We start from the raw sequence: 20,978 nt of genomic DNA, 5'->3' as shown, positions 1-20,978 counted from the left end.
TCCGCCCGCAACCGGTTGCGGCGGCCCGCAACCCCTTGACCCGCTCCAGTGATAACGCTAACAATCGGGAACCACGTAACGCCCGAGAAACAGGGAGCTCCCTCCGTGCATCAGGCCAGACTCACCCTCGACCCCGCCTTCAAGGTCGCCCCAGTACGGCGGCGCACCTTCGGCACGTTCGTGGAGCACCTCGGCCGCTGCGTGTACACCGGCATCCACGAGCCCGGCCACCCCACGGCCGACGAGGACGGCTTCCGCCGCGACGTCCTCGACCTGACCAGGGAGCTGGGCGTCTCCACCGTCCGCTACCCGGGCGGCAACTTCGTCTCCGGCTACCGCTGGGAGGACGGCATCGGCCCGGTCGCCCAGCGCCCGCGCCGGCTCGACCTGGCCTGGCACAGCACCGAGACGAACGAGGTCGGCGTCGACGAGTTCGTCCGCTGGTGCCGCAAGGCCGGCGTGGAGCCCATGATGGCCGTCAACCTCGGCACCCGCGGCATCGCCGAAGCCCTCGACCTGCTCGAATACGCCAACCACCCCTCCGGCACCACCCTGTCCGACCTGCGCGTCACCAACGACGCCAAGGAGCCGCACGACATCAGGATGTGGTGCCTGGGCAACGAGATGGACGGCCCCTGGCAGACCGGCCACAAGACGGCCCGCGAATACGGCAGGCTGGCCGCCGAGACCGCCCGCGCCATGCGCATGATCGACCCGGCACTCGAACTCGTCGCCTGCGGCAGCTCCAGCTCCAGCATGCCCACGTTCGGCACGTGGGAGGCCGAGGTGCTGGAGGAGACCTACGACCTGGTCGACTACATCTCCTGCCACGCCTACTACGAGGAGCGGGACGGCGACCTCGGCAGCTTCCTGGCCAGCTCGACCGACATGGAGTACTTCATCTCCTCCGTCGTGGCCACCGCCGACAGCGTCGGCGCCCGCCTCAAGTCCCGCAAGAAGATCAACATCTCGTTCGACGAGTGGAACGTCTGGTATCTCTCCCGTTTCCAGGACGCCGGCGCCCCGCAGGACTGGCCCGTCGCCCCGCCCCTGCTGGAGGACCACTACCACCTGGCCGACGCCGTGACGTTCGGCGGCCTGCTGATCACCCTGCTGCGCAACAGCGACCGCGTCACCGCCGCCTCCCTCGCCCAGCTCGTGAACGTCATCGCGCCCATCATGACCGAACCCGGCGGGCGCGCCTGGCGCCAGACCACCTTCCACCCCTTCGCCCAGGCGTCCCGCCACGCGGCCGGCGACGTGCTGCGCGTCGAGCCGGACTCGCCGGTGTACGAGACGAAGGCGTACGGAGAGGTGCCGCTGCTGCACGCGGTCGCCACCCACTCCGCCACGGAGGGCACCACGCTGTTCGCCGTCAACCGGTCGGTGGACACACCGCTGTCGCTGGAGATCGACGCCCGGGCGCTCGGTGGCGTCCGCATCGTCGAGGCCAGCACACTGACCGACCCGGACGTCTATGCCGGTAATTCGGCTGACGAGCCCGGGCGGATCACGCCGCGGGCGAATGCGGACGTGGAGGCCGATCCGTTGCGGGTCCTGCTGCCTCCGGTGTCGTGGAACGTGATCCGGCTGGCCTAACGCGCGGGCGCGGCGCCGGTGCTCTCGCGGACGACCAGCTCGGGCTCGACCAGCCGCCGCGCCTCCGGCTCGGCCCCCGCCATCCGGTCCAGCAGCATGTGGAACGCGTGCCGCCCGACCTCACCGAAGTCCTGCCGTACGGTCGTCAGCGGCGGCCAGAAGTACGCGGACTCGGGGATGTCGTCGAACCCCGCCACGCTCACGTCCTCAGGCACCCGCCGCCCCGCCTCCCGCAGCGCCCGCAGCACGCCCAGCGCCATCTGGTCGTTGGCCACGAACACGGCGGTGACCTCGGGTTCGGTGGCGAGGCGGCGGCCGAGCTGGTAGCCGGAGCGGGAGCTCCAGTCGCCGCGCAGCACCTCGGGCACCGGCCGGCCCGCCGACTCCAGCACGCTGCGCCAGCCCTCGATGCGGCCGTTGGCGTCGAGCCAGTCGGCGGGCCCCGCCACGTGCCACACGCTGTGGTGGCCGAGGCTGAGCAGGTGGCGGGTGACGCGGGCGGCGCCGGCCTGCTGGTCCACCTTGGCCACGGGGACGGGGATGTCGTCGCCGGCGTCCACCGCGACGACGGGCATCTCGGGCGGCAGGTGACGCAGCCCGTCGGCGGCCGACTCGTGCGGCGCGACGATGATCACGCCGTCGACCGCCTGCGTGCGCAGCCGCTGCACGCCTTCCTCCATCGACCTGCGGTTGAGCGAGCTGAGGCTGGCGATGCTGACGTTGTAACCGGCGTGCCGGGCGGCCTGCTCGATGCAGTAGAGCGTGGAGGCGGGGCCGTACAGGGTGGTGTCGATGCTGACCACGCCGAGCACGCCGGAGCGGCCGGTGACGAGCTGGCGGGCGGCCTGGTTGGGCCGGTAGTCCAGCTCGCGGACGGCGGCCAGCACGCGGGCCCTGGTCTCGGCGCGTACGAGATCGGGCGTGTTGAGCACGCGCGAAACGGTCATCGTGGAGACTCCGGCGAGCACGGCGACGTCCATGAGCACCGCAGGCCTGCCCGGTTTGGATTTCACCGCGGCTCACCCCCTCAGCGGTAACGCTAACAGGCGGAGGGGGCAAGCGCGCGATCATTATGCGCGGGTCGCCGGGCGGGCGCCTGGACCGCGCCCGCCAGGTCGTCCGCCGCGTGTCAGACGGGCCGGATGGACCACTGCTGGCAGTTGTTGTTGAGCCAGCTCCACTGCCGCACGTCGGTGCCGTCCGCCGTCCCGCAGTCGGCCACGTCCGCGACCTTGCCGGTGGCCGCGTTGACGATCCGCACCCATCCCCCGGACGCCGTGTACACGAGCCGGAACCGCTGGCACGTGTTGTTCAGCCAGCTCCACTGCCGGATGTCGGTGCCGTCGGCGGCGGCGCAGTTGGCGATGTCGGCGACCTTGCCGGTGGCCACGTTCACCAGCCGGCTGGTGTCGTCGGCCTGGTCCTCGACGCGCCACCGCTGGTTGGCGCCGCCGTTGCAGGTCCATTGCTGGATGTTCGCGCCGTCCGCCGTCCCGCCGCCCGCGACCTCCAGGCACTTGCCGCTGTTGCGGTTGACCAGCGTGTACGCCGTGGGCGTGGCCGCCGTCTCACCGGCGGGCGCGGCCAGGGAGGCGCCGGTGGCGACGGGGGTGCCGAAGTTCGGCGTGCCGTCCGAGTTCCAGGTGAACTTCTGTGCCCGGGTCGTGCGGTTGTTGTCGCACCCGCCGCCGCTGGAGCTGTTGGCGTGGTAGACGATCCAGTTCTCGGCGCCGTTGGGTGAGGTGAAGAAGCCGTTGTGGCCGGGGCCGTACACGTTGCCCGAGCGCTGGAACACCGGCGTCGCCTTCTTCACCCAGCTCGACGCGCTGAGCGGGTTGCCGCCGTTGTGGGTGAGCTGCCCGAGCTTGTAGTCGGGCCCCCAGCAGGCGCTGGCCGAGTAGATCACGAACGTCTGCCCGCCGCGTTGCAGCGCCTCCGGCCCCTCGTTGACCGTCCCGCCCTGCGTCTCCCAGCTGTAGGTGGGGCTGGAGATCCGGCTGAACGTGCTGGAGCTCAGCGTGTACGGGTTGCTCATCGGCGCGATCACCAGGCTCTGCTGGCTGCCCGCGATGAAGCCGCTGCCGAGCAGGTACAGGGAACCGTTCAAGGTCATCGGGCTGGCGTCGATCAGCCAGCCGCCCGGCGTGAGGTTGGAGCCGGACAGCATGCTCCGGTACGTGTACGGCCCGAGGGGGTCGCTGCCCGCGCTCTCCAGCACGTGGGTGCGCTGGCTGTCGCAGCAGGCGGCGCCGACCGCGCCGGCCGAGTAGTAGATGTACCAGCGGCCGTTGAACTGGTGCAGCTCAGGGGCCCAGAAGTTGGTGCCGCGGGAGGTGGTGGTGTCCTGCCAGACCTGGATGCTGGGGGCGGTGCCGAGGCCGCCGAGGGTGGGGGAGCGGCGGACGACCAGGGTGTTGGTGAAGCTGGTGGTGATCAGGTAGTAGTTGCCGTCGTACCAGGTCAGCCAGGGGTCGGCGCCCTTCTGGGACTTGATGGGGTTGGTGTAGGAGGTGGCCGCCTGGGCCGGCGCGGTGCCGGGGACCACCAGGGCTAAGAGGAGGAGTGACAGGGCTGCCAGGATTCTGCGGAGCATGCGGGACTCCTTGGTAGCGCTAACATTTCGCGGCGGTTTTGCGGAGGTGCCGCGATTGTTAGCGCTCACGTAGGGAGTGTCAACGGCAACTGAAACTTTCACCTCTCTGTTGGAACCCCAACTGCGCTCCCTATTGTTGATCAGCCTGATGATCCCTAGGCGAAAGAGGAATCCTTGTCCCGATTAGCCTTCCTGGCCGCGATCGCCGTCCTGATCACCGGATGCGCGGCCACGCCGCCCGCACCCGTGCCCACGACCTACAGCCCCACTCCCTACTTCAGCCCCTCCCTGGAGATGGCCGGCGACGGCGGGAACGACGAGTTCATCCAGATCTGCGCCCGCAAGAAGACACGGGTCAGGGTCAGTAACCGGCCGTGCGACGACGCTGAGCCGGGTCACGCCTGGTACTTCCTCTCGGTGGACGAGCAAGTTCCCGCCACGGGCAAGAAGGCGAAGAAGGGCTCGTTCAAACGGCCGGACGGCATCACCTACCGCGCGCCCGCGAAGGGCGGCCTCGGCAGGGCCGTGATGATCGAGGACGAGTACGTGGACCATGTGGAGGTGTGCACCCTGAAGCGCACGCGCGTCAGGGCCTCGGACGTCAACTGCGACCACGGCGAGAAGGGCTACGACTGGTACTACATCCGCATGGACGGATACGTGCCGCCCATCGGGAAGAAGGCGGAGGAAGGCTCCTTCTTCACAGTGCCGTACGAGGACCCGTACCGCGCGCGCAGGAAGGGCGGGGACGCCGTGGACGCGGCGATCGGCTACAAGGACGCCGACGCCCCCGCGCAGGAGGAGGAAGAGGGAGAGCAAGAAGAGGAGTACTGCACCTCGACCGTCAACGGCCAGTGCGTGCAGACCAACCGCTGCACGGAGACCGTCAACGGCGTGTGCACCAGGACCGAGGACGGCGCTCTCGGCTCGACCTCGAAGAGGTGCCGCAACGTCTTCGTCGGCAAGCGGTGGACCCAGCGTTGCGGGCGCTGAGCATGGAAAACCCCGGACTCGAAGAGACCGGGGTCTGTCGCGAATGGTGGACGATACTGGGATTGAACCAGTGACCTCTTCCGTGTCAGGGAAGCGCTCTCCCGCTGAGCTAATCGTCCTTGGAGGTGGCGACGGGATTTGAACCCGTGTGGACGGCTTTGCAGGCCGCTGCCTCGCCTCTCGGCCACGCCACCGAGTCAAACCCTCTCCGAGCGGAAGACGGGATTCGAACCCGCGACCCTCACCTTGGCAAGGTGATGCTCTACCACTGAGCCACTTCCGCGCTGTTGCCTGGTTAACAATAGCGCGTTTCTCGACCGGATGCTTACTCGTGCGCCTGCCGGCCCTCCTTGCGGAGCTGGCGGGCCACGCTGCGTTCGGTGGCGGGGAGGCTGAGGAAGATCTCCAGGATCCGCGTCAGTCGGTGGACCTCGATGCGGTGGAAGGCCGGGCCCTCCGAGCGGGCCAGCAGGAGGGACAGCGCCAGCGGGGGGAGCGGGGCGTGGATGAGGTGCAGGCCGCCGTCCCGCGTCACGGCCGTGGGGCGGGCGGGGACCTCGTCCGGGATGGCCAGGTCGTGCGGGGCGCGCCAGCTCGCGTAGACGAGGCGGCGGTCGGCGGCGGTGGCCGCCCAGTCGGCGCTGAACAGGACAGGGAGCGAGTCGACGAGCGTGGTCAGCGCGCGGTCGCCCGCCGTGGTGATGTACTTCAGTATCTCCAGCTCCGGGTACGTGCCCGGCGCCTCGCGGGTGGTCCAGATGCCTTCGACCGTCACGCCCTCGACGCTCTGCAGGCTCTTGAGCAGGGCCTGGCGGGGCGTGCTGTCGGGGCAGAAGACGGTGATGTCGTCGACGGCCTGGCCGGCGCCCCGGTCGAGCACCGTCACCTGCGTGATGTCGGCGCCCGCCACGCCCAGGACCTTGGTGACCTGCGCCAGGGAGCCCGGCCTGTCGGGCAGCGCCACGCGCACTCGAAGAAGCATCCATCCCCCTCAACCGAAGATGCCGGTCACAGACTATCCGCGAATACCGGTTGCGGCTTGACCTGCGCTACAACTGTTGGAGTGAAGATTGGGCCGATTGAGGTGTGGCCGCCCGTGGTGCTCGCGCCGATGGCGGGCATCACGAACGCGCCGTTCCGGGTGCTCTGCCGAGAGCAGGGCGCAGGGCTGTTCGTTTGCGAGATGATCACGACCAGGGCCCTCGTCGAGCGCAATCCCAAGACGATGCGGATGATCAGGTTCGACGAGACGGAGAAGCCCAGGAGCATCCAGCTCTACGGGGTGGACCCCGCGGTCGTGGGCCGCGCCGTGCGGATGATCGCCGAGGAGGACCTCGCCGATCACGTCGATCTCAACTTCGGCTGCCCCGTCCCCAAGGTGACCAGGCGCGGCGGCGGGTCGGCGCTGCCGTACAAGCGGAATCTGCTGCGCCGCATCCTGCGCGAGGCGGTCACGAACGCGGGCCCGCTGCCCGTGACGATGAAGATGCGCAAGGGCATCGACGACGACCACCTGACCTACCTCGACGCCGGCCGGATCGCCGTCGAGGAGGGCGTCGCCGCGATCGCGCTGCACGCCCGCACCGCCAAGCAGCACTACGGCGGCGTCGCCGACTGGGAGGCCATCGCCCGGCTGAAGGAGGCCGTGCCCGAGATCCCCGTGCTGGGCAACGGCGACATCTGGTGCGCCGACGACGCCCTGCGGATGGTGGCGCGCGCCGGCTGCGACGGCGTGGTGGTCGGGCGCGGCTGCCTCGGGCGGCCGTGGCTGTTCAAGGACCTGCAGAACGCGTTCGACGGCAGCCCCGAGCGGGCCCGGCCGACGCTCGGCGAGGTCGCCGGGGTGATGGCCAGGCACGCCGAGGGGCTGACCGAGTGCTTCGACATCGAGCGGTACGCGCTGGCCGACTTCCGCAAGCACGTCGGGTGGTACCTGAAGGGGTTCACTGTCGGCAGCGAGCTGCGGCGGGAGCTGACCACGGCCGAGTCGCTCGACGGGCTGCGGGCCGGGCTCGCCAAGCTGGAGCACGATCAGCCGTGGCCGCCGAACACGGACACGCCACGGGGCAAGTCGGGGGAGCGGGCCAAGGTGCTGCTGCCTGACGGCTGGCTGGACGATCCCTGGGACTGCCCCGTGCCGGACGGGGACGCCGAGTCGGATATCTCCGGCGGCTGATCAGTGCGGGCCGGCCGTGACCTCCGTGCCGCAGGGGCCGCCGCCCACTGACGCTTCGAGCCGTACCGGCTCGCCTGACATGGTGAGCGTCGGGTAGTACTCCGCGATCCGCTCCGCCGAGCGGCCCACGTAGTGGCAGATGAAGCTGCGGCGGAAGCGGTCGCCCGTGCTGTTCGGCTCCGAGCCGTGCACGAGGCTGCCGTTGAAGAAGAGCACGTCCCCGGGGTTCATGTCGACGGGAACCTTCTCCAGGCCGGGCGGCGGCGGCACGTACTCGCGGGTGAACGAGACGCCCTCGTCGGCCTCCTCCGGGCAGAACAGGTCCATGAGGTGGGTGCCGGGCACCACCTCCAGGCCGCCGTTGGCCCGGTCCACCCGGTCGAGCGCCACCCAGGCGGCCACGCAGGTGCCCGGCTCGACGCGGAGGTAGAAGTTGTCCTGGTGCAGCGCCTGGCCCCTGGCGCCGGGCGGCTTGAAGTAGAACATGCTCTGGGCTGCTATCGGCTCCTCGCCCAGGAGATCGCGGAGTATCGCGCCGATGCGCCGGTCGAGCAGGAAGCGCAGGGCCACGTCGTTGACCTGGTGGGGGTGCATGATCCGGGGGTAGTCGCGCAGGATGTCGTACGGCTGCCCCGGCGCCTGCGGCTGCGGCGCGAAGTGACCCGGGATCGGGCCACCGGCGTGCAGGGCCATGAACTCGTCGCGGAGCTCGGCCACCTCTTCGTCCGCGAGGAGACCGGGCACCAGCACGTACCCCTGATCGTGGAAGTCGTTGAGCCTCATGCCTCTCACGCTAAGGAGCGCGGTCGTGCGACGGTATGCCTGTGACCGCTGAGGACCTGTCTGTTCCTGCTGCCGAGCTGATGATCGTGGGCCACTACGACAAGGCGGCCGGGTACGCCACGCGGCGTTCCGGAGGTTCGCCGAGCTGGTTGTTGTTGTGGACCGAGGCGGGGGAGGGGCTCGTCGAGCAGGGCGGGGCGGCGTTCCGGGGGGGGGCGGGGGATCTGGCGGTGCTGGGGTCGGGGGTGGCGCAGCACTACCGGGTGTCGCCGGGGGCGCAGCGGTGGCGGTTCTGGTGGGTGCATTTCCAGCCGCGCGCCGCCTGGACGGCGTGGCTGGGGCCGCACGCCGTGGGCGGTGGGTGCCATCTGGTGGCGGCGGTGTCGGAGGCGGTGCACGAGCGCATAGGGCTGGCGTTCGTACGGGCGTCGCAGGACGCCCGCTGGACGCCCGACATGCCCGCTCCCCGCGGGGTACGGGCTCCGGCGGTCGTGTCCGGCGGGGCGGCGCGGGAGCTGGTGCTCGGTGCCGTGGAGGAGGTGCTGGTGCTGGCCACGGCGAGCGTCCGGCCCGAGGGCAGGGGCGAGGAGGGGGACGAGCGGGTGCGCCGGGCTCTGGCGATCATCGCGGCGGAGCCGGGCGCGCCGCATTCGGTGGCCTCGCTGGCCCGCGCGGTCGCGCTCTCGCCGTCCCGCTTCGCCCACCTGTTCGCCCAGGTGACAGGGCAGACGCCGATGCAGGCCGTGCGCGGGGCGCGGGTGCGGCACGCGGCGGGCCTGCTGGAGGTGACGGATCTGGACGTCGGGCAGGTGGCGGCGGCGTCCGGCTTCGTCAGCCCGTTCCACTTCAGCCGGGCCTTCAGAAGGGAGTACGGCCTGCCGCCCCGCGACTACCGCGCCCGTCTCCGGGGGGAGCAGGTCATCGGGTGAGCGGCAGAGGGCCCTTGTCGGGGGTGAAGAGCTGCTCGTCCAGGTGGTCGACGGCGTAGTCGATCGCGCCCACGACCACGCACTCGTCCCCCAGCGTGGAGGCGCGCACCTCCGGCAGCCGCATGCACCGGCGTTCCAGCCGCGCCCGCAGCCGGTCGAGCAGCACGTCGGCCGAGCGGGAGAAGCCGCCGCCGAGCACCACCATCTGCGGGTCCATGATGAGCACCATCGCGGCCGCGCCCACCGCCAGGTCGTCGACGTAGCGTTCGACGGCCTCGACGGCGACCGGGTCGCCGTCGCGGGCGGCGGCGAGCGTGTAGCCGGCGGCGTCCTCCGGCGGGGTGCCGGCGGGGACGCAGGCGCACGTGTTGAGGTGCTCGGGCGCGTCGAACCAGCGGGCCTCGGGCAGCATGGAGATCTCGCCGGCGGCGGCGCCGAAGCCTCTGTGCACCTTGCCGCCGATGATCAGCCCGGCGCCCATCCGCCTGCCGACGTGCAGGAACACCACGTCCCGCGCGCCCTTGGCGACGCCCCTCCTGGCCTCGGCCATGGCGGCCAGCCGGCTGTCGTTCTCGACGATCACCTGGCAGGGGAACAGCTCGCGCAGCGCGCCAGCCAGGTCGAGGTCGCGCCAGGCGGGGACGGCGGCCGAGTAGATGACGCGGCCCTCGACGTCGATGACGCCGATGGTGCCCACCGCGATCAGCCACAGGTCCGCCACCGTCGTACAGCTGAGCGTCAGGCAGCCGGAGACGGCGCGCTCGATGGCGGTCAGCCGCTCGGCGAGCGGCGCGCCCGGCAGGACCGGCTGCCGAGTCTCGGCGAGGATCCGCCCGTCGAGGTCGGACAGGGCGGCGCGGATGTTGTGACCCCCTATGTCCACGCCCACCAGGTAGCCGCTGTCGGCGCGGAAGCGGTAGCGGCGGGCGGGCCGGCCCATGGTGCCCTGGCTCGGCGGCACCTCCTCGACCCAGCCCAGGGCCATCAGCTCGTCCGTGACCTCCTTCATCGACGGCCGGGACAGGCCCGTGCGCTCGGCCAGCGCCGACAGGGTGAGCGGCCCTGACCCGCGCAGCTCGCGGATCGCGGTGAGCGAGTTGAGCTGCCGCAGCCGGGACAGGTCGCCGCCGCGTAGGTCCGCCATCGCCGTCCTTAATGTAGGTCTCCTATGTAACCAAGAATTATGCCAGCGATGAGCGGGTGGTCGCGCGCCGTTCGCATCCTGAAAAGTCCGTAAAAATCGGGCGTTGACCCTCCGGAGGGCGTGCTGCTACTAATGAAGCGCTCCTTCGTAAGTCGGCAAGGAAATGAGGACTTGATGCCGTTCGAGGACGTCGGAGAGGTCAGGTGCCTGCCCAGCGAGGCGCGGGTGTTCGAGCACGGCTGGCAGTCCTGGAGCCCCTCGGGCCGCTACCGCTGGACCGACACGCCGCCCCGGCCCGCCACCGGGACGATCCAGGTTCTCGCCTACCGGCCGGAGACCCCCGTCCCCGACGGCGTCTTCCAGGGCGAGGGCCTGCTCGCGATCGAGCCGGGCGACGGCTCCGTCGAGTTGTGGTCGGCGCCCAGCACGGCGCAGGTGCCCTCGATCAGAGCGCGCGAGGAGGGCGGCCGGGTGGTGGTCTCCGCCGACGGCCCGGTACGCCACCACCGCGCCGAAGGCGGCCTCGGCCAGGTCCTGCGCGGCTGGGCCGACACCCTGGCCCCCGGCCGGGCCTTTCCCGCCGTCCCGCCCATGTGGTGCACCTGGTACGGCTACTGGGGCAAGGTCACCGACGCTGACGTGATCGAGAACCTGGAGCTGTCGGAGCGGCACGAGTTAGGCGCCGACATGTTCCTCATCGACGACGGCTACGAGGCCGAGATCGGTGACTGGCTGGAGTTCAGGCCCGAGTTCGGGTCGCTGGAACGGGCCGTGGACGCCGTGACAGGAGCCGGGCGCCGGGCGGGCATCTGGACCGCGCCGTTCCTGGTCGGTCACCGCGGCCGGATCTTCCGTGAGCACCCCGAGTGGCTGGTCGGCGGCGCGTACGCGGGCCACATGTGGGACCAGGACCTGGCCGTGCTCGACGTCACCCACCCCGAGGCGGCCGAGCACCTGGTGAACGTGTTCAGGACGCTGGCCGGGATGGGCATCAGCCACTTCAAGCTCGACTTCGTCTACGCCGGGGCGCTGGCGGGCAGGCGGCACGAGGACCTCGACCCGATCGCCGCGTACCGGCTGGGGCTGGAGCTGATCCGGCGCGGCGCCGGGCCCGGCGCCACCCTGCACGGCTGCGGAGCGCCGATGCTGCCCAGCATCGGGCTGGTCGACGTCATGCGGGTCAGCCCCGACATCGCGCCCACCCTGCAGCCCAAGTCCGGCGACATCAGCCAGCCGTCCCAGCTCGGCGCGCGGCTCACCGGCGCGGCCCGCGAGTTCCTGCACGCCCGGTGGTGGGTGAACGACCCCGACTGCATCATCCTGCGGCCCGAGGTGGAGGCGCGGGAGGAGTGGGCGGCGCACCTCGGGGGGACGGGCGGGCTGCGGGGGTCGAGCGACCCGATCGCGGCGCTCGACGCGTGGGGGCTGGAGACGACCAGGCGGCTGATGGTGCCGACGACCACGGACCCGTCGTGACCAGCCACACCGCCAAGCACGAGGGGCGGGCGCGTGGGGTGCGGGCGGCCGCGCCACCGAGGCCCGCGCGACGCGGAGGCGGCCCGCACGCCTACCTGTTCATCGCCCCCAGCCTGTTCGGCGTCGTGGCGTTCCTGCTACTGCCCATGATCATCGTCCTCGTCCTGAGCCTGTTCGACTGGGAGCTGCTGTCCGCCCCGGAGTTCGTCGGCCTGGACAACTACCGCCGCCTGGCCGGCGACGGCGAGACCTGGCACTCGCTCGGCGTGACCATCGCCTACGTCCTCCTGAGCATCCCCCTGCAGACCGCGCTGGCCCTCGCCCTGGCGGTGCTGCTGGACCGCCGGATCAAGGGCGTCCGGTTCTACCGCTCGCTGTTCGTGGTCCCGTGGATGGCCACGCCGATCGTCCTCGCGCTCGTCTGGAGCTGGATCTTCGACCCGCGCGACGGCGCGCTCAACCGCGCGCTGGGGCTGGTAGGCGTCACGGGCCCGGACTGGCTGTCCGACCCCGCCTGGGCGCTGCCCGCCGTCGCGCTGGTCAGCGTCTGGCAGTACACCGGCTACAACATGCTGTTCTTCCTGGCGGGGCTGCAGGGCATCCCGAAGGAGCTGCACGACGCCGCCGCCATCGACGGCGCCACGCCCGCGCAGCGGTTCTGGCGGGTGACGCTGCCACTGCTCAACCCGACGATGTTCTTCGTCACGGTGACGAACCTGATCGGCGCCTTCCAGGTGTTCGACACCGTGTACGCGATGACGAACGGCGGCCCCGGCCGCAGCACCGAGGTGCTCAACTTCCGCATCTTCGAGACGGCGTTCAAACAGTTCGACTTCGGCTACGCCGCGACCCTCTCCACGCTGCTCTTCTCGATCATCTTCCTGGTGACGGTGGCGCAGGTCAGGTTTTTCGGCAAGCGCACCACCTACGACCTGAGCTGAGGCCGTCATGAGCAAGCGCATCCCGCTGTACGCCGCGCTCACCGTGGGCGCGTTCGTCTCCGTCTTTCCCTATCTGCTGGTGCTGCTGACCGCGTTCAAGACGCAGGCGCAGCTCGGCTCGACCGCGCCGTGGCTGCCGGGCTGGCCGCCGACCGGCGGCAACGTGGCCGCCATGCTCGCCGGCGACTTCCCCCGCTTCCTGCTCAACACGGCCGTCATGACGGCGCTGCTGACGACGGGGCAGCTCGTGTTCACCACGTTCGCCGCCTACGCCTTCGCGCGGCTGCGCTTCCGCGGCAGGGAGGTGCTGTTCTGGCTGTTCGTGGCCACGATGATGGTGCCGAGCGCCGTGACCATGATCCCGCTGTTCCTGATCATGCGGGAGCTGGACCTGGTCAACACCTGGTACGGCCTGCTCGCCCCGTACGTCCTCGGCACCCCGTACGGCATCTTCCTGATGCGCCAGTTCTTCAAGGGCCTGCCCGCCGGGCTGGAGGAGGCCGCGCGCATCGACGGGGCGGGGCCGCTGACGATCCTGCTGCGCGTCATGCTGCCGCTGTGCCGCCCGGCGCTGGGGACCCTGGCCATCATCACGGTGATCTCGTCGTGGAACAGCTTCCTGTGGCCGCTGATCATCACCAGCGGCGACGACACCAAGGTCATCACCGTGGCGATCGCCACCCTCAAGGACGGCATCGGGGTGGACTACCACCTCATGATGGCCGGCAGCCTGATCGCGCTGGTGCCCATGGTGGCCGTCTTCGTCTTCTTCCAGAAGTACATCGTCAGGTCGGTGGTCCTCACCGGCCTCAAATAAAAGAGGTCAGCGGATGAAGAACAACCCCCCGATTCGCTGCGCGCTGCTCACCGCCGCCATGCTCGCCCTGACCGCCTGCGGGTCAGGAGGTGGCGGGCAGGAGAAGGTCACGCTGACGTACCGGCTCTGGGACGACCAGCAGAAGGCCGGCTACGAGAAGGTGATGGCGGCCTTCGAGAAGGCCAACCCGGGCATCGACGTGGAGATCGAGCTGCTCCCGTACGACCAGTACTGGACGAAGCTCACCGCCGACGCGGTCGCGGGCACGGCGCCGGACGTGTTCTGGATGACGCCCACCCAGTTCCCCGAGTACGTGACCAAGGGCGTCCTGGCCCCCGTCCAGGTGGACACCGCCAAGTACCACCAGACGGTGGTGGGCTCGTTCACCTACGAGGGCAAGCTGTACGGCGTCCCCAAGGACTGGGGCACCGTCGGCCTGCTCTACAACAAGGACCTGTTCGACAAGGCCGGCGTCGAGATGCCGGACAAGCTCACCTGGAACGCCGACGGCACCGGCACGCTGCTCGACACGGCGCGCAAGCTCACCGTGGACGAGGCGGGCAAACACCCGGGCGAGGCCGGGTTCGACCCGGCCAAGGTGAAGACGTACGGCTTCGCCTCCTGGAACCACTACCAGACGCAGTGGATGAACTGGGTCGCCTCCAACGGCGGCAAGCTGGTCGACAAGCCCTTCGGCAAGTACACCTTCGACGACCCGGCCTCCGTGCAGGCGCTGCAGTTCGGCGTGGACCTGGTGAACAAGCACCACGTGTCGCCGCCCGCCACCCGGACCAACCCGCCGACCGGCAAGGTCACCGACATGTTCAAGGCGGGCGAGATCGCGATGTTCCCCGCCAACAACGCGCTGCTGCCGTTCGTGGCCCCCGAGTCGTCCTTCGAGCTGGGGGTGGCGCCCATGCCGGAGGGCCCGGCGGGCCGCGCGGTGAACCTGAACGGCCTGGCCGAGGCGGTCTCCGCCAAGAGCGAGCACCCCGAGCAGGCCATGAAGCTGGCCACCTGGCTCGGCACCGAGGAGCCGCAGAAGACGATGGCCGACGGCGGCTACGTCTTCCCCGCGCTCAACGGCCTGTCGCAGGGCTACATCGACTACTGGAAGGCCAGGAAGGTCGACGTGACGCCGTTCGCCGAGGAGGCGGAGGGCACGACGTTCCCGCTGCCGATCACCACCGGCTTCACGGGCTTCGAGACGAAACTTAACCAGATCTTCAACGAGCTGTACCTCGGTGACCTCTCTCCGCAGGAAGCCGCAGGTCAGGCTGTCGCCGAAGGCAACGCCACCGTCAAGTGAGGACCCCCATGATCTCCCGGCGCACACTGTTCGCCGGGGGCGCCGGCCTGGGCTTGTCCGCCGCACTGGGGGTTCCCCCCGTGCGCGCGGCTGCCCGGCGCGCCCCTCTGTCCGACCCCTTCCAGCTCGGCGTCGCCTCGGGCGAGCCCGCGCACGACGGCGTGGTGCTCTGGACCCGCCTGGCCATGGACCCGATCGCGCCCGACGGCCTCGGCGGCATGCCGGACCGCGCGGTCTCCGTCCAATGGCAGCTCGCCAAAGACGAAAATTTCCGGCATGTCGTACGACGCGGCGCCGAGGTGGCCCGCCGCGACGCGGCCCACAGCGTGCACGTCGAGCTCGACGGGCTCGACCCGGGCGCCGAGTACTTCTACCGCTTCAAGGCCGAGGGCGAGATCAGCCCCGCCGGCCGCACCCTCACCACGCCCGCCCCCGGCACCCGGAGCAGGCCGCTGAACCTGTCGTTCACCTCCTGCGCCGACTACCAGTCCGGCTGGTTCACCCCGTACCGCAGGATGGCCGAGGACCAGCCCGACCTGATCGCCTTCCTCGGCGACTACATCTACGAGTACGGCGACTACAAGTACCCCGTCCGCGACCAGGCGGGCGGCGAGTGCCTGGACCTGGCCGGATACCGCCTGCGCCACGCCCAGCACAAGGCCGACCCGGAGTCGCGGCTGGCCCACGCCATCGCCCCCTGGGTCGTGGTGTGGGACGACCACGACATCGAGAACGCCTGGGCGGGAGACGTGCCCGAGCAGCCCGACCCGCCGTTCCTCAAGCGCAGGGCCGAGGCGTTCCAGGCGTACTACGAGAACATGCCGCTGCGCCGCGCCCAGAAGCCTGACGGCTCCTCGCTCAACCTCTACCGCAGCATCCGCTGGGGCTCGGTCGCCAACCTGCACCTGCTGGACACCCGCCAGTACCGCGACCTGTACGCCTGCACCGGCAGGAGCGGCACGGTCGGCCCCGAGTGCCTGGACCGCTTCGAGCCCAACAGGACCATGCTCGGGCGCGACCAGGAGGCGTGGCTGGACGACCGGCTCAAGCGCTCCCGCGCCACCTGGGACCTGCTCGGCCAGCAGGTCTTTTTCATGGAGATGGACTGGACGAACGGCGAGGGCAAGGGCTACTCCAACGAGGGCTGGGACGGCTACGTCGCCTCCCGCGACCGCCTGACCGCCGCCATCGACACCTACCGCCGCAACGCGGTCGTGCTCACCGGCGACGTGCACTCCCACTGGGCCGGCGAGGTCAAGCGCGACTTCCGCGACCCCGAGTCCAAGTCCGTCGCCGTCGAGCTGGTCACCACCTCGGTCACCAGCGCGGGCAACGGCCTCGACGAGTACCCCAACACGCAGGTCCTGCTGAACGAGAACCCGCACGTCAAGTTCTTCAACGGCCGCCGCGGCTACGTGCGCACCAGGATCACCGGCCAGGAGATGAAGGTCGACTTCCGCTCGCTGTCCCGCGTCACCGAGCCGTACGCCCCCGCCTACACCTCCGGCTCCTTCGTCATCGAGCCCGGCCACCCCACGCTGAACCCCGCCTGACAGGACCCCCATGCGCACGATCAAGGCCGCCGCCGCGGTGGCCCTCCTCAGTCTGCCCTTCTTACCCCTGCCCAGCGCCGCGGAGACGGCGGCCGCCCCGCCGATGGGCTGGAGCAGCCGCTCGCTCGGCTGCTCGGTCTCCGAACAGTCGGTACGCCAGGCCGCCGACGCCCTCGCACCCCTGGCCCCGCTCGGCTACCGGTACGTCATCGTGGACGACTGCTGGCTGGCCGCGCAGCGGGACGGCGCCGCCCTGGCCCCCGACGCCACCCGCTTCCCCGGCGGCATCGCCGCGCTGGCCGAATACGTGCACGGCAAGGGACTGAGGCTGGGCCTCAGCCTGTCGGCCGGCACGAAGGCCTGCACCGGCGGCGGCCCCGGCTCGTACCGGAGCGAGGCCGCCGACGCCGCCCAGGTCAAGGCGTGGGGAGTGGACTACGTCAAGTACGACTGGTGCAACGTCCCGGCGGCCGACTTCCCCGGCCAGAACGTGCAGCAGATCGCCCAGGCCCTCTACCCGCCGATGCGGCAGGCGCTCGGCCAGGACGTCGTCTTCGCCATGAACAACGAGGACGGCAGCACCGTGCCCTGGCTCTGGGGCAAGGACGCCGGCGCCACCACCTGGCGCACCAACGTCTACAACCGGCCGATCGCCGACTCCTACGCCACCATGGCCGACATCTGGGAGACCAACCAGCTCAGAGCCGAGTACGCGGGCGGCGGAAGCCATGCCGACCCCGACCTGATCCAGGCCGGGCGCGGCGGGATGACCGAGACCGAGTACCGCGCCCAGTTCACCCTGTGGGCGATGGGCGCGGCCCCGCTGATCTTGCAGGCCGCCCCGGCGCAGGCCCCGGCCTCGGTCGTCGCCAACCCCAAGGTGATCGCCGTGGACCAGGACCCGCTGGGCGCGCACGGCAGGCTCGTCTCCTCCGACGGCTGGTACCACGTGCTGTCCAAGCCGCTGCGGAACGGCGACCGGGCCGTCGCGCTGTTCAACGAGAGCGACCGCGCGGCCGTCATCTCCACGGACCTTGGCGGACGGCACCGCGTCGAGGACCTGTGGACCGGAGCCGTCTCCGCCACCACAGGGAAGCTGGCCGCCCAGGTGCCCGCGCACGCCGCGCTGCTCTACCGGGTCAGTGCGAGCCGTGAGCAGGCGCCGCCCGTGGTGACGTTCGAGGCCGACCCGCCGCGCTTGCTCGGCGAGGACCGGCCCTCCGTGCTGGAGCCCGGCGTGACCGGCGAGCTCGTCACCCGGGTCACCAACACCGGGGCCACCGCCCGGCTGCGCGACGTCGAGGTGACGGCGGAGGTGCCGCAGGGCTGGCGGGTGGAGGCCCGCACCCCCGCCAGGACGTCCAGGCTGGACGGCGGCGAGACGTTCACCGTCAGGTGGGCCGTCACCGCGCCCGCCGAAGGCACCCACCAGCTCACCTTCCGCCAGGGCGAGCGCAGCGCCACCGCCGTCGTCCTCGTCGCCAGGGCGCCGGGGCCCGGCCGCACGTACCTGAGCGACCTGGCCTGGACGCGCGCCGCCAACTACTTCGGCCCGGTCGAGCGGGACACCAGCAACGGCGAGCGGGCCGCCGGAGACGGGCGGCCCCTCACCATCGAGGGCGTCGCCCACGCCAAGGGCCTGGGCACCCACTCGCCCGCCGACATCGAGTTCTACACCGGCGGGCGGTGCACGACGGTCACGTTCCAGGCCGGGATCGACGACGAGGTCGGCGCCGCCGGGTCCGCCGGGTTCGAGGTGTGGGCCGACGGGGGCCGGGTCGCCTACTCCGGCCTGCTCACCGGTGCCATGCCGGCCCGCGAGGTCACCGCGCCCATCGAGGGTGCCCGATTCGTCCGGCTGGTCGCGACCAACGGCGGCGACAACGCCACCTCCGACCACGCCGACTTCGCCGACGCCACCATCACCTGCCAGTAAGGAGCCTTCATGATCGTTCCCAAGCCCGTCAAGCAGGAGCCGAGGCCGGGCGCGTTCGTCCTGGACGAGCGGACCTCGCTGACCGCCGATCCCTTGCTGAGCGAGGTGGCGGCCTGGCTGCGCGGCGAGCTGGCCCCCGTCGCGGGAGGGGAGCTGCTGCCGGGAACCGGCACGGAGCCGCTGCCGGTCACCGGCGCGGAGCCGCTGCCAGGAAGGGGCTCGGGCACGATCACCCTCAGGCTGGGCGACCTGCCGCCCGAGGCGTACCGGCTGACGGTCGGCCAGGACGCCGAGATCGTCGCGGGCGGCCCCGCCGGGGCGTTCCACGGCGCGCAGACGCTCCGGCAGCTCCTGCCGCCCGCCGCCTTCAGGAAGGCCCCCGCCGGGCGGCTCACGGTGGCGGGCACGTACGTCGAGGACGCGCCGCGCTTCCCGTGGCGCGGCTGCGTGCTCGACGTCGCCAGGCACTTCCTCACCAAGCACGAGGTGCTGCGCTTCATCGACCTGATGGCCCTGCACAAGCTGAACGTGCTGCACTTCCACCTCACCGACGACCAGGGCTGGCGCGTCGAGATCCGCCGGCACCCCCGCCTGACCGAGGTCGGGGCGTGGCGCAGGGAGAGCCAGACCGGCTGGAACGGCGCCATGGACGGCCGCCCGCACGGCGGCTACTACACCCAGGACGACCTCAGAGAGATCGTCGCCTACGCCGCCCGCCGGCAGATCATGGTCGTCCCCGAGATCGACCTGCCGGGGCACACGCAGGCCGCCATCGCGGCCTACCCCGAGCTGGGCAACCTCGACACCCCGCTGGAGGTGCGCACCACCTGGGGCGTCGGCGTGAACGTGCTCAACGTCGAGGACACGACGCTCAAGTTCTTCGAGGACGTGCTGGACGAGGTGCTGGAGCTGTTCCCGAGCCCGTACATCGTGCTGGGCGGTGACGAGGTGCGCAAGGACCAGTGGCGGGCCAGCCCGTCGGCGCAGCGGCGCATCGCCGAGCTGGGGCTGCGGGACGAGGAGGAGCTGCAGAGCTGGTTCATCCGCCGCTTCGGCGGCTACCTGGCGGCGCGCGGGCGGCGGCTGGTCGGCTGGGACGAGATTCTGGAGGGCGGCCTGGCCCCCGGCGCGGTCGTCGCCTCCTGGCGGGGCGAGCTGGGCGCGGTGGCCGCCGCCAGACGCGGCCACGACGTCATCAACTGCTCCAACACCTCGCTCTACCTCGACTACCGGCAGGATCCTGGGGAGCAGGAGCCGGTGCCGTTCGGGACGGTGCTGACGGTGGAGGACGTCTACGCCTTCGAGCCGATCCCGGCCGAGCTGCGCGGCGACCCGGCCGCCGCGCGCGTGCTCGGCGCCCAGTGCGGCGTCTGGACCGAGCTGATCGACTCGGGGCGGCGGGTGGACTACATGGCCTTCCCGCGCCTGGCCGCCTTCGCCGAGACCGTGTGGAGCCCCGCCGGGCGCGACCTTCCCGGCTTCCGCGAGCGGCTGGCGGCCCACCTGCGGCGGCTCGACGCGATCGGCGTGGAGTACCGCAGGGCGGACGGCCCGCTGCCCTGGCAGACCAGGCCCGGCGTGCCGGGACGGCCGGAGACGCCGGAGCGGTGGCAGGCCAAGCTCGACGCCTGGACGAGCAACCTGCGCTAGAGCCGCGCTACAGCTCCACGGGCCCGCCGCTGCGCCAGTAGACGTTGTCCTCCCGCGACAGCAGGTCCTCATCCACCAGATAACGCCGCAAGGCCGCGTAGTCGTCGTGGAAGGCCCGCAGCGCCACGTTCACGTCCTTCTCCGGATAACGCACGCCCGGCTCGAAGACCCGCGCGATGTAGCGCAGCACCACGAGTCGTTTGTCGCGCCGCATCGCCGTCGTCGTCAGCCGCCCGTCCACCAGGAACGTGCGCAGCACCCGCTCCTCAGGGCTGAGCGGCTGCGGCGGCTCGGCGTGCGCCCGCAGCAGGTCGCGGAAGCGCTCCGGCGTGGCATGCCAGGCGCCGCTCTCGTCACGGGCGGCCAGACCACCGTTCTCCAGCTTCCGCAGCGCCTTGGGCGACAGGCCGCCGGTGGCGCCGAGCACCAGGGAGGCGAAGGTCTTCAACGTGTCGTCCTGGTAGAGCAGACCCAGGACGCGTCTGATCTCTTCGTCGTTCACTCATACCATTTTGACCCATGATCGCAGCACTGATGCTGGCGGCCACGGTCGCCATCCCGAACAACTTCCTGCTGTACGAGAAGGAAGCCGCCAAGAAGGACGACGACCCCGAGACGAGCTGGGCGGCCACGAGCAAGACAACCGCCCCGCTGGTCGTCAACCCGTGCCAGAAGGCCGCACTCGGCCGGACCGGGCGCACGCAGGCCAGGACGCTGACGTACACGGCCGTGCCGGACTACTCCAAGTCGGAGCAGGTCGTGCTCTACACGACGCCGGCGGCGGCCGCGAAGGCGCTGCGCGACCTGGAGGCCGCCGTGCGCGCCTGCGGCACCTCCGGCTACCGCTACTCCGCCACCGCCGTGGCCCTGGGCGACAAGGGACTGATGGTGACCGGGCAGGCTTACCAGCGCAAGAAGCCGGCCATCGGGGGCGAGCGGGCGATCGTGACCCGCCGCGCGAACGCCCTGATCATCTACACCGTCGCCGGCGAGTGGGGGAAGCCCGCCAAGGCCGACTTCAAGCGCCAGACCAGCGACGCCAAGCGCATGCTCGCCAAGATTTGCACCCTCGCCGACTG

Annotated in this window: 18 protein-coding genes and 3 tRNA genes; 12 read left to right on the top strand and 9 right to left on the bottom strand. The window is 71.0% G+C overall.

The window, feature by feature from the left end:
• Positions 1–105: 105 nt before the first annotated feature.
• The gene (locus tag FXF51_RS58915; RefSeq protein WP_148443598.1) at positions 106–1,599 is read left to right on the top strand and encodes an alpha-N-arabinofuranosidase; all 1,494 of its coding nucleotides are present in this window, start codon (positions 106–108) and stop codon (positions 1,597–1,599) included.
• On the opposite strand, the gene FXF51_RS58910 is transcribed toward FXF51_RS58915, so the two are convergent.
• Positions 1,596–2,579 carry a LacI family DNA-binding transcriptional regulator gene (locus tag FXF51_RS58910; RefSeq protein ID WP_148443611.1) on the bottom strand — a complete coding sequence of 328 codons (984 nt, stop codon included), beginning with the start codon at positions 2,577–2,579 and terminating at the stop codon, positions 1,596–1,598. The two genes, FXF51_RS58915 and FXF51_RS58910, sit on opposite strands and share 4 nt — an antisense overlap.
• Positions 2,580–2,728: 149 nt before the next feature.
• A complete protein-coding gene (locus tag FXF51_RS58905; RefSeq protein ID WP_148443597.1) occupies positions 2,729–4,192 on the bottom strand; it encodes a family 43 glycosylhydrolase in 1,464 nt (487 codons plus the stop codon).
• Positions 4,193–4,366: 174 nt separating this feature from the next.
• On the opposite strand from FXF51_RS58905, the gene FXF51_RS58900 reads away from it, so the two are divergent.
• Entirely contained in the window at positions 4,367–5,185 is an 819-nt protein-coding gene (locus FXF51_RS58900) for a hypothetical protein (protein WP_148443596.1), read from the top strand.
• A 44-nt stretch (positions 5,186–5,229) separates the two neighbouring features.
• Here FXF51_RS58900 and FXF51_RS58895 read toward each other — a convergent pair.
• The 4 genes from FXF51_RS58895 to FXF51_RS58880 form a co-directional block, all read right to left on the bottom strand.
• Positions 5,230–5,304 (bottom strand) — tRNA-Val (locus FXF51_RS58895).
• A 1-nt stretch (position 5,305) separates the two neighbouring features.
• Positions 5,306–5,379 (bottom strand) — tRNA-Cys (locus FXF51_RS58890).
• 17 nt (positions 5,380–5,396) lie between these two features.
• Positions 5,397–5,468 (bottom strand) — tRNA-Gly (locus tag FXF51_RS58885).
• A 42-nt stretch (positions 5,469–5,510) separates the two neighbouring features.
• On the bottom strand, positions 5,511–6,167 hold the full coding sequence (locus FXF51_RS58880) for an ACT domain-containing protein (protein WP_148443595.1): 657 nt from the start codon (positions 6,165–6,167) through the stop codon (positions 5,511–5,513).
• Positions 6,168–6,248: 81 nt separating this feature from the next.
• On the opposite strand from FXF51_RS58880, the gene dusB reads away from it, so the two are divergent.
• Positions 6,249–7,361, top strand: coding sequence for a tRNA dihydrouridine synthase DusB (gene dusB, locus FXF51_RS58875; protein ID WP_148443594.1), 1,113 nt, complete (start codon positions 6,249–6,251; stop codon positions 7,359–7,361).
• Here dusB and FXF51_RS58870 read toward each other — a convergent pair whose 3' ends face one another.
• Positions 7,362–8,144 carry a phytanoyl-CoA dioxygenase family protein gene (locus FXF51_RS58870; protein ID WP_148443593.1) on the bottom strand — a complete coding sequence of 261 codons (783 nt, stop codon included), beginning with the start codon at positions 8,142–8,144 and terminating at the stop codon, positions 7,362–7,364. It abuts the gene before it with no gap.
• A gap of 41 nt (positions 8,145–8,185) precedes the next feature.
• Between FXF51_RS58870 and FXF51_RS58865 the strand changes: the two genes are divergently transcribed.
• Positions 8,186–9,073, top strand: a complete 888-nt coding sequence (locus FXF51_RS58865; protein WP_222871984.1) for an AraC family transcriptional regulator — start codon at positions 8,186–8,188, stop codon at positions 9,071–9,073.
• Here the strand turns inward: FXF51_RS58865 and FXF51_RS58860 are convergent.
• Positions 9,063–10,217: an ROK family transcriptional regulator gene (locus tag FXF51_RS58860; protein WP_148443592.1), complete on the bottom strand. Its 1,155-nt coding sequence runs from the start codon at positions 10,215–10,217 to the stop codon at positions 9,063–9,065. The two genes, FXF51_RS58865 and FXF51_RS58860, sit on opposite strands and share 11 nt — an antisense overlap.
• Before the next feature lie 174 nt (positions 10,218–10,391).
• On the opposite strand from FXF51_RS58860, the gene FXF51_RS58855 reads away from it, so the two are divergent.
• Genes FXF51_RS58855 through FXF51_RS58825 form a run of 7 tightly spaced genes read left to right on the top strand, consistent with a single transcriptional unit; the run spans position 10,392 to position 19,899 of the window.
• Positions 10,392–11,693 carry a glycoside hydrolase family 36 protein gene (locus FXF51_RS58855; RefSeq protein ID WP_148443591.1) on the top strand — a complete coding sequence of 434 codons (1,302 nt, stop codon included), beginning with the start codon at positions 10,392–10,394 and terminating at the stop codon, positions 11,691–11,693.
• Positions 11,690–12,634 (top strand): carbohydrate ABC transporter permease, encoded by a 945-nt coding sequence (locus tag FXF51_RS58850; protein ID WP_222871983.1) that lies wholly within the window; start codon positions 11,690–11,692, stop codon positions 12,632–12,634. The genes FXF51_RS58855 and FXF51_RS58850 overlap by 4 nt, the downstream gene beginning before the upstream one ends.
• A 7-nt stretch (positions 12,635–12,641) precedes the next feature.
• Complete coding sequence (locus tag FXF51_RS58845) at positions 12,642–13,451, top strand: carbohydrate ABC transporter permease (RefSeq protein WP_148443590.1); 810 nt, start codon at positions 12,642–12,644, stop codon at positions 13,449–13,451.
• A 13-nt stretch (positions 13,452–13,464) separates the two neighbouring features.
• On the top strand, positions 13,465–14,760 hold the full coding sequence (locus tag FXF51_RS58840; protein ID WP_148443589.1) for an ABC transporter substrate-binding protein: 1,296 nt from the start codon (positions 13,465–13,467) through the stop codon (positions 14,758–14,760).
• Between the two features lie 8 nt (positions 14,761–14,768).
• Positions 14,769–16,313 (top strand): alkaline phosphatase D family protein, encoded by a 1,545-nt coding sequence (locus tag FXF51_RS58835; protein WP_148443588.1) that lies wholly within the window; start codon positions 14,769–14,771, stop codon positions 16,311–16,313.
• Between the two features lie 10 nt (positions 16,314–16,323).
• A complete protein-coding gene (locus FXF51_RS58830) occupies positions 16,324–18,249 on the top strand; it encodes an NPCBM/NEW2 domain-containing protein (protein WP_148443587.1) in 1,926 nt (641 codons plus the stop codon).
• A 9-nt stretch (positions 18,250–18,258) separates the two neighbouring features.
• Positions 18,259–19,899: a beta-N-acetylhexosaminidase gene (locus FXF51_RS58825; RefSeq protein ID WP_148443586.1), complete on the top strand. Its 1,641-nt coding sequence runs from the start codon at positions 18,259–18,261 to the stop codon at positions 19,897–19,899.
• Positions 19,900–19,906: 7 nt separating this feature from the next.
• Here FXF51_RS58825 and FXF51_RS58820 read toward each other — a convergent pair whose 3' ends face one another.
• Entirely contained in the window at positions 19,907–20,401 is a 495-nt protein-coding gene (locus tag FXF51_RS58820; RefSeq protein WP_187415182.1) for a DUF2087 domain-containing protein, read from the bottom strand.
• A gap of 17 nt (positions 20,402–20,418) precedes the next feature.
• Here FXF51_RS58820 and FXF51_RS58815 point away from each other — a divergent pair.
• Positions 20,419–20,978: sensor domain-containing protein (locus tag FXF51_RS58815; RefSeq protein ID WP_148443585.1), on the top strand; the 560-nt coding region annotated here is incomplete at its 3' end.

Source organism: Nonomuraea sp. PA05 (genome assembly GCF_008086045.1).
Lineage (GTDB): Bacteria > Actinomycetota > Actinomycetes > Streptosporangiales > Streptosporangiaceae > Nonomuraea > Nonomuraea monospora.
This window is presented reverse-complemented; position numbering and strand designations above follow the sequence as displayed.

Bases quoted from the DNA above. Each gene is read 5' to 3' on its own strand.
- FXF51_RS58910 (WP_148443611.1), bottom strand. From the start codon at position 2,579: ATGGACGTCGCCGTGCTCGCCGGAGTCTCCACGATGACCGTTTCGCGC.
- FXF51_RS58905 (WP_148443597.1), bottom strand. From the start codon at position 4,192: ATGCTCCGCAGAATCCTGGCAGCCCTGTCACTCCTCCTCTTAGCCCTG.
- FXF51_RS58880 (WP_148443595.1), bottom strand. From the start codon at position 6,167: ATGCTTCTTCGAGTGCGCGTGGCGCTGCCCGACAGGCCGGGCTCCCTG.
- FXF51_RS58870 (WP_148443593.1), bottom strand. From the start codon at position 8,144: ATGAGGCTCAACGACTTCCACGATCAGGGGTACGTGCTGGTGCCCGGT.
- FXF51_RS58860 (WP_148443592.1), bottom strand. From the start codon at position 10,217: ATGGCGGACCTACGCGGCGGCGACCTGTCCCGGCTGCGGCAGCTCAAC.
- FXF51_RS58855 (WP_148443591.1), top strand. From the start codon at position 10,392: ATGCCGTTCGAGGACGTCGGAGAGGTCAGGTGCCTGCCCAGCGAGGCG.
- FXF51_RS58845 (WP_148443590.1), top strand. From the start codon at position 12,642: ATGAGCAAGCGCATCCCGCTGTACGCCGCGCTCACCGTGGGCGCGTTC.
- FXF51_RS58840 (WP_148443589.1), top strand. From the start codon at position 13,465: ATGAAGAACAACCCCCCGATTCGCTGCGCGCTGCTCACCGCCGCCATG.
- FXF51_RS58835 (WP_148443588.1), top strand. From the start codon at position 14,769: ATGATCTCCCGGCGCACACTGTTCGCCGGGGGCGCCGGCCTGGGCTTG.
- FXF51_RS58830 (WP_148443587.1), top strand. From the start codon at position 16,324: ATGCGCACGATCAAGGCCGCCGCCGCGGTGGCCCTCCTCAGTCTGCCC.
- FXF51_RS58825 (WP_148443586.1), top strand. From the start codon at position 18,259: ATGATCGTTCCCAAGCCCGTCAAGCAGGAGCCGAGGCCGGGCGCGTTC.